This window comes from Dictyoglomus sp. LHC4 (genome assembly GCF_055181355.1).
Map to the genome: position 1 here is coordinate 939,635 of NZ_CM143707.1, position 14,099 is coordinate 953,733.

A 14,099-nucleotide genomic window follows, 5' to 3' on the forward strand; every position below is an offset into this window, starting at 1 on the left:
ATGGAAAAGAAATTTGTAGAAGCATTAACATCTCAAAAAGATGATTTTTCAAAATGGTATACCGAAGTGGTATTAAAGGCTGGACTCGTAGATTACTCTCCTGTTAAAGGTTGTATGGTAATAAAACCTTATGGATATGCTATATGGGAAAATATACAGAAGATTTTAGATGAAAAGATTAAAGCAACGGGGCATGAAAATGCATATTTCCCTCTTTTTATACCAAAGAGCTTCTTAGAAAAAGAGGCAGAACATGTGGAGGGTTTTTCACCTCAAGTTGCTTGGGTTACGAAGGGAGGAGATGAGGATCTTTTTGAACCTCTTGCTGTAAGACCTACCTCAGAATCAATCATCTGTAGCATGTATGCTAAATGGATTCAGTCATGGAGAGATTTACCAGTACTGATAAATCAATGGGCTAATGTTGTTAGATGGGAGAAAGAAACAAGACCCTTTTTAAGAACCACTGAATTTTTATGGCAGGAAGGTCATACCGCTCATAGAACCCTTGAAGAAGCAGAAGAAGAAGCTTTAAAAATGCTTTTTGTGTATAAAGATTTTGTTGAAAATGATTTAGCTATTCCAGTAATAGCTGGTAAAAAAACAGAGAATGAAAAATTTGCTGGTGCTTTACACACATATTCTATAGAGGTTCTTTTAGCAGATGGAAGGGCCCTTCAAGCTGGTACATCTCATAATTTAGGTCAGCATTTTGCTAAGGCATTTGATATTATGTTTCAAGACGTGGATGGAGAGAGAAAATATGTTTGGCAAACCAGCTGGGGAGTGTCTACAAGGCTAATTGGAGCTTTAATAATGACTCATGGTGATGATTATGGTCTTGTATTACCTCCCAGGGTTGCACCTTATCAAATAGTGATTATACCAATATGGAAAAATGATACTGAAAGGGAAAAAGTCTACAATTATGTAGATGAAATATATAATATCTTGAAAAAATATTTTAGAGTAAAAGTAGATAAGGATGAGGAACATACCCCTGGTTGGAAGTTTAATGAGTATGAACTTAAAGGTGTCCCAGTAAGATTAGAGCTAGGTCCAAAAGAAGTAGGTAAGCAAGAAATATTTGTGGCAAGAAGAGATTTAAGATTGAAAATGTCGTATAAAAAAGAAAATATGGTGGAAGAGCTAAGTAATCTTTTAGATGATATTCAAAAAACTCTTTTCCAAAAAGCTTTAAAATTTAGAGAAGAAAATTTTCATAATGTAAGTGACTTTGATACATTTAAAGAAATTATGGATACAAAAAAGGGTTTTGTTAAAGCAAGTTGGTGTGGAGAAAGAGAATGTGAGTTAAAGATAAAAGAATTAACTGGAGCAACAATAAGAAATTTACCCCTTGATTGGAAAGAGGAAGAAGGAAAATGTATTCTTTGTGGAAAGGAAACAAAAATTAAAGCCTTATTTGCAAAGGCATATTAGAGATATGAAGGTTAAAGTACTTATAGAAAGAATAGATAAAGAACTATCACTTCCTTTTTATGCTACATCTGGATCTGCTGCTTTAGATCTGTATTCTCGCGTTGATTTTATACTTCCTCCCTTTAATGAGATAGGTGGAGGAATTATAATTCCTACAGGAATAAAAATCGCCCTTCCTGAAGGATATTTGGCATTTGTCTTGCCTAGAAGTGGACTTTCGGCAAAGGAAGGTATAACAATCTTAAACACTCCAGGACTTATCGATAGTGATTATAGAGGAGAAATTTTAGTTAATCTTATCAATTTTTCACAAAGGCCATTTTACGGTAAAAAAGGTATGAGAATAGCTCAACTTCTTATTCTTCATTATCCGAGGGTAGAATGGGAAGAAGTAGAAAGCCTTCCTTTAACGGAAAGAGGAGAAGGGGGGCTGGGAAGTACTGGGATTTTATGAAATGTATTTTTCTTTTATATGATATATAATTTAAAATTGGAAGTTTTTAAAACAAAAAGAAGTAAGGGGGTTACGAAAGAAAAATGAAATATGAAACTGAAAACTTAAGGAATGTAGGACTCTTCGGGCATGGAGGTGCAGGAAAGACAAGTTTAGCTGAGGCAATTTTATATACTGCAAAAGTAGTAGATAGAATGGGTAAAGTTGAAAATGGAAATACGGTTTCTGATTTTGAACCTGAAGAAATAAAGAGAGGAATATCTTTAAGTCTTTCAGTTCTACCCTTGGAATGGAAGGGAAAGAAAATTAATGTAATTGATACACCAGGATATGTAGACTTCATAGGAGAAATCAAGAGTTCTCTAAGAGCGGTAGATAGTATGCTTATTGTGATTGATGCTATTTCAGGAATTCAGGTACAGACTGAAAAGGTGTGGGGAATGGGTGAGGAAGAGAAGTTACCAGTAGCTTTTGTAGTGAATAAACTTGATAGAGAGAGTGCTGATTTCTATGAAAATGTAAAAGCTATTCAAGAAAGATTTGGAGGTAAAGCAATTCCTATTTATTTACCCATTGGTAAAGAAGGTAATTTTAATGGTATTATAGATCTTTTAGAGGGTAAAGCATATATTTATAAAAATGAGAAGGGTGAACCGGTAGAGTCTAATATTCCAGCAGAGCTTAAGTCGGATTATGAAAAATATAGACAGCAGTTAATTGAAACTATTATTGAGTTTGATGAGGAGTTACTTCAAAAATATTTAGAAGGAGAAGAGATAGAAAGTGCATTAATAGCTAAAACTTTAAAGGAGGCTTTTATAGGAAGAGAAATATTCCCAATCTTTCCTGTATCCTCTTTTAAAAATGTAGGAATATCAAAGTTACTTGATGCAATAGTTGCTTTCTTCCCCAATCCTTTAGAAAGACCAGCTATACCTGTTGAAGATCTTAAAAAGGGAGAAACAAAAGCTGTACGAATAGGAGAAAAGAATGCCCTTTTGGCTTTTGTTTTTAAAACCTCTGCAGATCCTTTTGTTGGTAAGATTAGTTACATTAGGGTTTTATCAGGAGTGTTAAAGCCAGATTCTACATTATTCAATGTAAATAAAGGAGTACAGGAAAAGATAGGTGGACTTTTCTATCAAAGAGGTAAGAATCAGGAAGTTGCAACAGAGATCAGTACTGGAGATATAGGTGTCATAACAAAATTAAAAGAAACAAGTACAAATGAGACCTTGAGTGATAAAGATAATTCAATAAAGGTGGTCCCAGTGGAATTTCCTGAACCTGTTTTTGCGGTTGCAGTTGTTCCAAAGACTAGAGCTGATGAAGATAGGATGAGTTCTGCAATTGCAAGAATTTTAGAGGAAGATCCAACTTTAAGAGTGCAAAGAAATGTGGAAACCAATGAAACATTAATTTATGGACTAGGAGATTCTCATTTAGAAGTGGTAGTGGAGAGAATGCAAAGAAAATTTGGGGTAAATGTGACCTTAGGTACACCACAAGTAGCTTATAGAGAAACTATTAGAGCTACTGTCAAAGCTGAGGGTAAAGTGAAAAAGCAGACAGGTGGTAGAGGGCAATATGGTCATGTATGGCTTGAGTTAGAGCCTCTACCTCGAGGTGCTGGATATGAATTTGTAGACAAGATTGTTGGTGGAGTTGTTCCTAAGAACTATATACCTGCAGTTGAGAAAGGTGTTAGAGAAACAATGGAAAAAGGAGTATTGGCTGGATTCCCTGTAGTAGATGTTAGAGTTACGTTATTTGATGGATCTTATCATGAAGTAGACTCTTCAGATATGGCCTTTAAGATAGCGGCTGCTAAAGCATTCAAAAAAGGATTTATGGAGGCAAAACCTGTACTTCTTGAACCAATAATGAGTGTAGAAGTTACAGCACCAAGTGAGTATACAGGTGATATTATAAGTGACCTTAATGGTAGAAGGGGGAGAGTAACCCAGATAGATTCATTGGGTAAACTACAAGTGGTAAAGGCTCTTGTACCTTTGGCTGAAATGCTTAGATACTCATCTGTTCTTAAATCTATTACTCAAGGTAGAGGATCTTATTCTATGAAATTTTCACATTATGAAGAGGTACCAGCAAAGATACAAGAGGAGATTATAGCTAAGGCAAAACCAAGAGAAGAAGAAGAAGAATGATAGAGAAAATTGAAGTGGGTGATATACTAGAACTACCTAAGAAACATCCTTGTGGTGGAAATAGATGGATTGTGCTTTATTCTGGTGTTGATATTAAATTAAAATGTGAAAAATGTGGGCATATAGTTATGCTACCAAGGATTGATATAAAAAGAAAGGCAAAAAAAGTGGGAAAGGTAGAAATAAAAGAGGATGAATAACTGGAAAAGAATTGTTGTAAAGGTTGGTACTTCAAGTATTACTGATGAGAAGGGAAATCCATCGGCAGAGAAGATCCTTTCTTTAGCAAGAGAATGTGTAAAACTTATAAGATCTGGTAAAGAAGTTATATTGGTATCCTCTGGAGCTATTGCTTCAGGAAGAGAAATTATAACTCGTCTCTTTAAGAGAAAGGATCTTCCTGCCAAGCAAGCATTATCTGCTGTGGGACAAGTAAGGTTAATGCAATACTATGCACAAATTTTCTCTATTTTTAAACAACCTATAGCCCAAATACTTATTACAGCAGAAGATATTTATGATAGAAAGAGATATTTAAATATATCTCAAACCTTTGAGACTCTTTTAGAAGAGAAAATTATTCCTATTGTAAATGAAAATGATACAGTAGCAGTTGAAGAAATAAAGATTGGGGATAATGATACATTATCAGCAAAAGTAGCATGTGCTGTAGATGCTGATGTTTTGGTTATATTGTCTGATGTATATGGTCTATATACAGAAGATCCCAATAAATCTAATGATGCTAAATTGATAAAGGAAGTTTACGAGATAAATGAAAATATTGAAAAATATGCAGGCCCTGGTAAGGGAACTGGTGGTATGTATACAAAGTTGATGGCAGCCAAGATAGTTACAGAAGCTGGGATACCTATGATTCTAACAAAAACAGATATTGAGAATATTTTGGAAAGACTTATCTTAAAAAATGAAAAAATTGGAACTTTTTTCTATCCTCCTGAGAAACATCTGAGTAGAAAAAAGCACTGGATGTTATTTGTGGCGAAAAGTGAAGGGAAGATTTATATAGATGATGGTGCTAAAGAAGCTATTCTTAAAAAAGGTAAGAGTTTACTTCCAGTTGGGATAAAAAAGATTGAAGGTGATTTTGTAAGGGGGGATACAGTATCTATATTGGACGAAGAAGGAAATGAAATAGGTAAAGGAATTGTTAATTATGACAGCAATGAAATTCAAAACATAATTGGAAAAAACTCTGAAGAAATAAAAGCTATTTTAGGTGATAACTCTTATGAAGAGGTAATTCATAGGAACAATATGGCTCTTATAAATCGTGATTAAAAATTAGTATAGATCCAAAAAGCTAAAATATAAAGTTAGGAAAACTTCAGCTTTTTAATTGGAAGGATGAAAATATAAACTATTTTTCCTATTTTGGTGGAGGCGATGGGATTTGAACCCACGACCTCTTGCATGCGAAGCAAGCGCTCTCCCGCTGAGCTACGCCCCCACCTTATTTAAACCTTTTTAAGTTTAATCAAAACAAAAGGTTTTTGTCAAATTATTTTAATTTAATTTCATGGAATAATGTTATCATTTAAAATGTCTAATCTAATTGGATAAACTATTATAGAAAGGGTGTGAGAGTCAAGATGGAAGATATTATTGTTTTGGAAGATGTGATTAAGATTTATAAAATGGATGGGGTAGAGACTACTGCATTAAATGGAGTCTCATTAAGGGTTAAGAGAGGGGAATTTATAGCAATAATGGGCCCTTCCGGATCCGGTAAATCTACTATGATGCATCTTATAGGATGTCTTGATAGACCGACATCTGGCAAAATATATTTTGAAGGAAGGGATGTTTCTAAACTTACTGATGATGAATTAGCGGAGATAAGAAATAAGAAAATTGGTTTTGTATTTCAGAGTTTTTATTTACTTCCCCGTTATAATGCACTCCAAAATGTAGAACTTCCTTTAATATATCAAGGAATTCCACTAAAAGAGAGAAGAGAAAGAGCTAAAGCAATTTTAGAGAGAATGGGCCTTGCTGATAGGTTATTTCATAGACCTACGCAACTTTCAGGTGGTCAACAGCAAAGAGTTGCTATTGCACGAGCGCTTGTAGTGAATCCTTTAGTTTTGCTTGCTGATGAACCAACAGGAAACTTAGATACTAAATCCAGTCATGAGATTATGAATTTAATTAGTAGGCTTCATAAAGAAGAAAATCTTACTATTGTTTTAGTAACCCATGAACAAGATATAGCTTCTTATGCTGAAAAAATTGTAAGGATGCAAGACGGGAAAATCATAGATATAGAGGATAAGAAAAGGGAGATAAGCCATGTATAAGAAACTTCTTTTGGTTATGATCATCTTCTTTGTTTTTTTAAATATATCTTATAGCGAAGATTACATAACTATAGACTCTCTTTTACCTATTTTACAAAAGTCACCCCTCTATAGTGTATATAAAATTCAATACGAAAACTCCTTACAGAATTATTACTTATCTCAAGCAAATTTAAAGCCTAATATTACATTTCAAGCATCATATAATCAGGGAGAAACAAAGACTATAATAGGATCATCTACTACTATAAATACAACTCAAAACGCAGTTCTATCCTTAAGTTATTCTCAGATTATTCTTCCTTTCGGAGAAGCGGGAATAAATCTAAAATTAGCTGAGCTAAGTTTAGAGCAGGCAAAAAATAATTTTCAAATTAATTATAATGATCTGTTACTTCAATTTTTACAATCCATATATAGTCTTTATTTAGCTCAGGAAAAATTGAAGATATATGAAGAAAGTTATATTTTAGCAGTAAAGCAAAGAGAAATAGCGGAGAAACAATTTGAGAGTAAGGTTATAAATGAAATAAATTTATTGGATTATAAACAAAGGGAAAAATTGGCAGAGACTAATTATAACTTAGCAAAAAGTAATTTAGAATTAGCATATAAGTCCCTTGAAAATCTTTTAGGAACAACCTTACCGAGAATTCCGGTAAAAATTGATATTAAATATGATGAGATAAAAGACAAACCTGAAGATCTTTTGAATAAACTTTATGCTAATAACTTAAGTATAAAAAATGCAAGCTTAGATTTGGAAAAAAGTAAGCTTAATTTAGATAAAGCATATCTTCCATCTTGGAGCATCTCCTTTAGTGGAAATTACAATACTGGAAATGCATCTTATAATGCCTCCTTTAATACAAGAAACTACCTTTTATCGTTTAATACAGATCAAACTTTTGGAGATACGATAAGTTCGAATAAAGAGTCATGGAATATCAAAATTCAGTTTAGTATTCCCATATTAGATGGAGGAAGTAGTAATATAAATAAAACACAAGCAGAACTTTCCTTAAAACAAACACAGATTAACTTTGATAAAACTAAGAAAGAGGTAGAACTTAATTTCTGGAAGACCTATTATAATCTAATTCAAGCTCAATCCGTTATAAAACAGAAAGAGATTGCCTTAGAACAAAAGAAAGTAAATTTTGAGGCTCAAAAGATAAGGTATAGTTTGGGCTTAATTACAGATTTGGATTTAAAGAGTTATGAAATAGAATATATGCAGGCCAAGTATGATCTTGAAGATGCTATTTTAAATTATAATCTTTTAAGAATTCAATTAACTAATCTTCTTGGAAATTAGGGGGGTAATCTACTATGAGAAAAGTATTGGCTTTTTTAGTTTTAACATTTTTGGTTCTTTCGATAGGCTATTCTCAAGAATTAAAGATATTAACTTTTGATGAAGCAGTAAATATTGCCTTAAAAAATAATAAAGATATTTTAGTAGCTAAAATAAATTTGGATAATGCAGTTTTTGATTATGAAAATAAAAGGAAAGATCCGACTACTTTAATACTCTCTTTAAAACAAGCAGAACTAAATGTAAAGCTTGAGCAAGTAAAATATAATAATGCAAGAATTCAAGTAGTTCAAAGTGTTAGAAACGCTTATTTTTCTGTCTTAGAAGCACAAGCACAAGTTAAATTATATAAAAAGCAAGTAGAGTATTATCTTGAAAATCTGAATGCAGTAAAGCTAAAATTTCAATTAGGTAATGCAACTGCTACTGATGTTAAACAGGCAGAAATAAATTATTTGTCTGCTCAAAATACGTTAAAATCAGTAGAAAATAATCTCGCTATAACTTGGAGTCAGTTTTGGCAAATCTTGGGGATCTCTCCTATAGAAAATATAACCCTCAAAGAGCCAGATCTTGTAGTTTTTAACTTTACGTTGGATAATCTTTTTGATCTTGCAAAAGATAATTTAACAAGTATTGTACAGGCAAGTAATAATGTCGAACTCTACGATTTACAAGTAAAGCTTTATAATAATGAATATACACCAAAAGCTACTCTTTTGTCATCCCAAAATTCCTTGGAAAGTGCAAAGATGAATTTAGAACAGGTATTAAATAGTACAAAATTGACTATAGCTCAGAGGTTAGACCAATTGAATGCAAGTTTGAAGGAGGTAGAATTGCAAAAGAGTAATTTAGATCTTGCTAAAGAGAATTACAATATTACAAATATACGATTTGAAGCTGGATTAATAACAAAATTAGATCTAATGAATGCTGAAATAAATTTAATAAAGGCTGAAAACAATTACTACTCTTCTTTGCACACTTATTTTAAAAATTTAGACAATCTTTCTATATCTGTAGGAAAAGTACTTTCCGAAGGAGGAGAAGTTAAAAAATGAAAAAGAGAAATATATTAATCATTGTTATAGCTGTTTTAGTTGTAATTATAGGATCATGGAGTATTTTGGGTAGAAATTCAAAAACTTCCTCAAATAAAACTACAATTACCACATATACTGTGCAAAGAGGAGATCTTTTAGTAACGGTATCTGGCAGTGGAACGCTTGAGGCTGAAAGAAGTCTTGATATTGTAAGTAAAGTCTCAGGGACAGTCATATATGTGATAGAAGAAGGTAAAAAAGTTGAAGCAGGAGATATTCTTGTAAAAGTTGATCCTACAGATTATCAAATATCCTACAATCAAGCATTAATTTCTTATAAAAATGCTGAAAATTCCTATGAACAAGCAAAGCTTAATTATGAAACTCAAAAAAGAAATTTAGATAAAAACTTAAGTGATGCTCAAATAGGTAGAGATAATGCATTTTTAGAATATAAAAATGCTGAGAAGAATTTAGAAAGGATTAAAGGACTTTTTGAAAAGGGATTTGCATCACAGAGTGATTTAGATAATGCTAAACTAACTTTGGAGAAGGCGAAAAATTCCTATACTCAAGCTGAGACAAATTTGAAGATAGTTAAGAGTAATTATGAGACACAACTTAAAAACTTACAAAAAGATCTCAAGGCAAGTAAACTTTCTTTTGAAAGATCAAAATTGGATTTGCAAAATGCAAAGCGAAACTTAGAAAATACAGTCATTAGATCCCCATTTTCTGGAATTGTAGCTAACGTAAAAGTAGTAAATGGCCAGATAATTTCAAGTAATACTATTTTGATGACTTTATTGGATACACATAATGTAGAGTTAAGTTTAGAAGTAGATGAGACAGATATAGGAAAGATTTCTTTGGGTCTACCTGTAAGAGTTACCTTAGATGCTTTTCCTGATGAAGAATTTGAGGGAAAAGTAATAAGGATATCTCCTGTTGCAACTATTTCAAATAATATACCTATATTTAAGGTAAGGGTTAAAATACCTAATCCTGGTTTAAAATTAAAAGTAGGGATGAGTGCTGATGGTGATATTATTCTTTTAGAGAAAAAGAATGTTTTATTAATACCCCTTAGAGCTGTAAAAAAGACAGAAAGAAGAAGTTATGTGGAAGTCCTTAAAGGAAACGGAAGTATTGAACTTGTTAGGGTCACTTTGGGAGAAGACGATGGTACTAATGTGATTGTGGAAAGTGGTCTTAAAGAAGGTGATGTGATTGTATTACCATCATTAAGTAATACATCAAGATCTACAAACCAGCAAATACAGATTAGAATTCCGGGATTTCCTTTAAGGTAGGTATGAGAATATGATGATCGTAGAAATACTAAAGATGGCCTTTCATAGCTTCTCGTCAAATAAGTTAAGAACATTTCTTACAACTCTTGGGATAATAATAGGAGTCGCAGCAGTAGTAACTTTAATGTCCTTAGGAGAGGGTACTAAATATTCTATTGAAAAGCAGTTTACATCTCTTGGATCTAATCTTCTTACTGTTTTTTCACGATTTGGTAGAGGAGTTGGGCTTGTAAGAGGATCACCTCGAAGTTCTATTACTAACGATGACTATGAAGCTCTTAAAAAAGAGTTGGACAGTTCTAAAGTAGTAGCTGTAGTACCTTATGCAAACAGAAATGTTCAGGTAAAGTATAAGGCGTCAAATACTAATACTCAAGTTATTGGTACTTCTACTGATTATATAAAGGTGAGAGAGATAAAGTTAAAGGAAGGAGATTTCTTCAGTGAAGAGGATTATAGGGGGAGTAAAAAAGTAGCAGTATTGGGATATTCTGTTGCCGAAACTCTTTTTGGGAATGAGGACCCTGTGGGTCAAAGTATAAAAATAGCTGGAATAACTTTTAAAGTTATAGGAGTCCTTGAACCTCAAGGACAATTAGGCGGATTTGCTAACTTAGATGATATGATATTTATACCTTTAACAACCTTTCAACGTAAAATTCAAGGAGGAAATTATTTAAACAATATATATATTTCTGCTGTAAGTCCTGATGTTATGGATGAGCTACAAACCCAGATAGAAGAAATAATGAGAAAAAGTCATAAGATAACAAATCCCAATGAAGATGATTTTGTAGTACAGAATCAATTAACTATTCTTTCTTCTTTGAATCAATCAATGCAAACACTAACTCTCTTTCTTGCAGGAATAGCAGCTATTTCCCTTTTAGTTGGTGGAATAGGTATTATGAATATAATGTTGGTCAACGTTACAGAAAGAATAAAAGAGATAGGCATAAGAAAAGCTGTAGGAGCAAAATCTGGATATATTCTTTTGCAATTTCTCTTAGAATCGGTAATTGTGTCAGTAGTGGGTGGGATAGTGGGTATTTTGTTAGGTATTTTCTTAGCACAAATTATAAAATCATTTTCTGGTCTTTCTGCTGTTGTAACATTAAATCCTATAATCTTATCATTTACAGTATCTGCATTGGTTGGAATATTTTTTGGTTATTATCCTGCAAGAAGAGCCTCTAAGTTGAATCCTATAGAAGCTTTGAGATATGAATAATTAAGGAGGTAAATACAATGAAGAGACTAATTACTTTAATATTATTCGGTATATTACTAATACCCTTAGTATATCCTCAAACCCAAATCCAACAACAAAGAAGAAATTTTATGTCTCAAGAAGTTCAATATCTTGTAAGATTAATAAGGGATTTAAGGGAGCTTGATAAAGATAAGAAGGTAACTATTACCAAAAACCAAGCTCAAAAACTTATTCCTATCTTACAGGAGCTTCTTAAAACAAGTATACTCCCTAAGAAAGATGCTGATAAATTTATATCAAGGATTGAAGGTGTTTTAACTGATGATCAATTAACTTATCTTGATAAATTACAAATTGAAAGGCAAAAGAGATTGGAAGAGATAAGGCAGAGAATGCAACAAAATCCTCAAGGTTCACAAATAAGTCAAGGACAAGTTAATCCTCAATGGAGGGGGCCACAAAATATTTCTGAGAAAGAAAGGCAAGAGTTTCAAAAATTTATGGAAGCATGGAGTAAAGGACAACCATTAAATCCTTTTTATCATGTAACTATGTATAAAAAACAGTTGAATGATTTGATAGACTATTTAAAGAAAAAATAAAAAAATTTAAGGAAGAGGGGGAGGTAAATATGTATATTCTTGCATTAGATCAGGGAACTACGAGCTCAAGAGCGATAGTTTTTGATTCTTTAGGTAATATTATTAGTGTAGCTCAAAAAGAATTTCCTCAAATTTTCCCAAAACCAGGATGGGTAGAGCATAATCCTTGGGATATTTGGAATTCTCAAAAAGAAGTAATGATAGAGGCTGTTTATAAATCAGGCATACCACTAAAAGAGATTTCTGCTATTGGAGTTACGAATCAGAGAGAAACAACTATAGTGTGGGACAGGGAAACAGGAGAGCCCATATATAATGCAATTGTTTGGCAGTGTAGGAGAACAGCGGATTACTGTGAGAAATTAAAGAAAGAAGGGCTTTCTGAATTAATAAAGGAGAAAACTGGTCTTGTAATTGATGCTTACTTTTCAGGACCCAAGATTAAATGGATATTAGACAATATACCTAACGCAAGAAGAAAGGCTGAAGAAGGTAAACTTCTTTTTGGTACAGTGGATACTTGGTTAATATGGAATCTTACAGGAGGTAAAGTCCACGTTACTGATTATTCTAATGCTTCAAGAACTATGCTTTTTAACTTAAAAACTTTAGATTGGGATGATGAGCTCTTAGAGATAATGAATATTCCGAGAGTTATGATGCCTAAGGTTCTTCCTTCAAGTTATGTATATGGGACATGCCATATTATTGACAATTTTGAGATTCCCATATCTGGAGATGCAGGAGACCAACAAGCTGCCCTTTTTGGGCAATGTGGTTTTGAAGAAGGCATAGTAAAAAATACATATGGTACTGGTTGTTTCATCTTACTGAATGCGGGCAAAAATATTAAATATTCATCTCAAGGTCTTATTACTACTATAGCTTATGGGTTAGGAGATGAGATCTATTATGCCTTAGAAGGTAGTGTTTTTATTGCAGGAGCAGTGATACAATGGCTTAGGGATAATTTAGGAATTATAAAGAATTCTTCAGAAAGCGAAATTCTTGCAAAGAGTGTTGATGATAACGGAGGAGTGTTTTTTGTACCTGCATTTGTAGGGCTGGGAGCACCTCACTGGGATATGTTTGCGAGGGGACTAATTATAGGAATAACTCGTGGAACTCAGAAAGAACACATTATAAGAGCAGCTTTGGAAGCTATAGCATATCAAACCCAAGATGTTTTAGAACTCATGAGTGAAGAGACTGGTATAAAAATTAGAGAATTAAGAGTTGATGGAGGTGCTTCTGCTAATAATTTTCTTATGCAATTTCAGTCTGATATTTCTAATATAAGAGTTATAAGACCTCTTATTACTGAAACCACATCCTTAGGTGCAGCATTTTTGGCAGGTCTTGGAGTAGGTTTATGGGAAAGTACTGGTGAACTCAAGCATTTATGGAGAGAAGAGAAAGTTTTTGAGCCCTGTCTCTCAGAGGAGAAAAGGGGAGAGCTTTTAAAGAAATGGAAAGAGGCTGTTAGAAGAGCTAAAAATTGGGAATAAAAAACAGTAATTTTCGTCATAAATTATGTAAAAAGATATTGAGAAAGGGGTGAGAATATGAAAAGACTAAAGTATATTGTAGGAATCTTAATAATACTTCCCCTTATTTCAAATGTTATTTTTGCTACTCCAAATCATAAAGTTCCAATGCTTTATAGAGAAAAAGTTATGATATTAGACAGAAACAGATATACTTTTGGGCTGGGGGTTCTTGTTTCTCAAGATTTACAGAATCTTTTAAGGGAAAGAAATAGAATACAAGCTGAGATTCAGTTACTTTTAAGAGAAGAAAAGATTGATTCTGAAAGATTACAGCAAAAGATTAAAGAATTAAAAATTTTGAATAACAAGATATATGAAGAATGGAAGAAGAATTTACTGTCTTTCTTGGATAAGAGTTTAAAGCTTAAAGAAGAGCAGAAGGTAAAAGTTAAGGCTATTTTTGATAAGTATCTTAATGCTTTAAAGGAATTAAGATTACAAATAAGAGGAAAAACTTTACAGGCAAGATCTCTTGGGAGTCAAGATAAGGAAAAATTAGATCAATTGAAAAAAGAGATTAGAGAGCTAAGGATAAAAGAGAAGGATACGGAGAAAGAAATGTGGGAAGAGATAAGCAATGTTTTAGATAAAGGGGATGTGGCAAGATTAAGATACTTGATAATGATATATAATAGAAAGGCTCCTAAATTTTAATCTGAAGGGAAGAAAAT

Annotated in this window: 13 protein-coding genes and 1 tRNA gene; 13 read left to right on the forward strand and 1 reads right to left on the reverse strand. The window is 32.7% G+C overall.

Translation table 11 applies throughout. The features are described 5' to 3' along the window. From proS to proB, 5 genes are all read left to right on the forward strand, one after another. The gene (proS, locus tag ACY3JO_RS04550) at nt 1-1,443 is read left to right on the forward strand and encodes a proline--tRNA ligase (protein ID WP_463085620.1); all 1,443 of its coding nucleotides are present in this window, start codon (nt 1-3) and stop codon (nt 1,441-1,443) included. Between the two features lie 4 nt (nt 1,444-1,447). Next, the gene (dut, locus tag ACY3JO_RS04555) at nt 1,448-1,897 is read left to right on the forward strand and encodes a dUTP diphosphatase (RefSeq protein WP_463085650.1); all 450 of its coding nucleotides are present in this window, start codon (nt 1,448-1,450) and stop codon (nt 1,895-1,897) included. Nucleotides 1,898-1,980: 83 nt separating this feature from the next. Beyond that, the gene (fusA, locus tag ACY3JO_RS04560; protein ID WP_463085621.1) at nt 1,981-4,065 is read left to right on the forward strand and encodes an elongation factor G; all 2,085 of its coding nucleotides are present in this window, start codon (nt 1,981-1,983) and stop codon (nt 4,063-4,065) included. Continuing rightward, nucleotides 4,062-4,265 carry a DUF951 domain-containing protein gene (locus ACY3JO_RS04565; RefSeq protein ID WP_463082389.1) on the forward strand — a complete coding sequence of 68 codons (204 nt, stop codon included), beginning with the start codon at nt 4,062-4,064 and terminating at the stop codon, nt 4,263-4,265. Before fusA ends, ACY3JO_RS04565 begins: the two co-directional genes overlap by 4 nt. After that, complete coding sequence (gene proB / locus ACY3JO_RS04570) at nt 4,258-5,367, forward strand: glutamate 5-kinase (RefSeq protein WP_463085622.1); 1,110 nt, start codon at nt 4,258-4,260, stop codon at nt 5,365-5,367. Before ACY3JO_RS04565 ends, proB begins: the two co-directional genes overlap by 8 nt. 94 nt (nt 5,368-5,461) lie before the next feature. Here the strand turns inward: proB and ACY3JO_RS04575 are convergent. Further along, a tRNA-Ala gene (locus tag ACY3JO_RS04575) sits at nt 5,462-5,536 on the reverse strand. Between the two features lie 142 nt (nt 5,537-5,678). Between ACY3JO_RS04575 and ACY3JO_RS04580 the strand changes: the two genes are divergently transcribed. From ACY3JO_RS04580 to ACY3JO_RS04615, 8 genes are read left to right on the forward strand one after another with little or no spacing between them, the layout of a single operon-like run. Next, entirely contained in the window at nt 5,679-6,386 is a 708-nt protein-coding gene (locus ACY3JO_RS04580; RefSeq protein ID WP_463085623.1) for an ABC transporter ATP-binding protein, read from the forward strand. Then, nucleotides 6,379-7,704 carry a TolC family protein gene (locus ACY3JO_RS04585; RefSeq protein ID WP_463085624.1) on the forward strand — a complete coding sequence of 442 codons (1,326 nt, stop codon included), beginning with the start codon at nt 6,379-6,381 and terminating at the stop codon, nt 7,702-7,704. Before ACY3JO_RS04580 ends, ACY3JO_RS04585 begins: the two co-directional genes overlap by 8 nt. Nucleotides 7,705-7,718: 14 nt before the next feature. After that, nucleotides 7,719-8,768 (forward strand): TolC family protein, encoded by a 1,050-nt coding sequence (locus ACY3JO_RS04590; RefSeq protein WP_463085625.1) that lies wholly within the window; start codon nt 7,719-7,721, stop codon nt 8,766-8,768. Then, nucleotides 8,765-10,063 (forward strand): efflux RND transporter periplasmic adaptor subunit, encoded by a 1,299-nt coding sequence (locus ACY3JO_RS04595; RefSeq protein ID WP_463085626.1) that lies wholly within the window; start codon nt 8,765-8,767, stop codon nt 10,061-10,063. The genes ACY3JO_RS04590 and ACY3JO_RS04595 overlap by 4 nt, the downstream gene beginning before the upstream one ends. 10 nt (nt 10,064-10,073) lie before the next feature. Beyond that, nucleotides 10,074-11,294 (forward strand): ABC transporter permease, encoded by a 1,221-nt coding sequence (locus tag ACY3JO_RS04600; protein WP_463085627.1) that lies wholly within the window; start codon nt 10,074-10,076, stop codon nt 11,292-11,294. 17 nt (nt 11,295-11,311) lie between these two features. Next, nucleotides 11,312-11,878 carry a hypothetical protein gene (locus ACY3JO_RS04605; protein ID WP_463085628.1) on the forward strand — a complete coding sequence of 189 codons (567 nt, stop codon included), beginning with the start codon at nt 11,312-11,314 and terminating at the stop codon, nt 11,876-11,878. 29 nt (nt 11,879-11,907) lie between these two features. Further along, nucleotides 11,908-13,386, forward strand: a complete 1,479-nt coding sequence (gene glpK / locus ACY3JO_RS04610) for a glycerol kinase GlpK (RefSeq protein ID WP_463085629.1) — start codon at nt 11,908-11,910, stop codon at nt 13,384-13,386. Nucleotides 13,387-13,443: 57 nt separating this feature from the next. Further along, nucleotides 13,444-14,082 carry a hypothetical protein gene (locus ACY3JO_RS04615; RefSeq protein ID WP_463085630.1) on the forward strand — a complete coding sequence of 213 codons (639 nt, stop codon included), beginning with the start codon at nt 13,444-13,446 and terminating at the stop codon, nt 14,080-14,082. Nucleotides 14,083-14,099 lie beyond the last annotated feature (17 nt).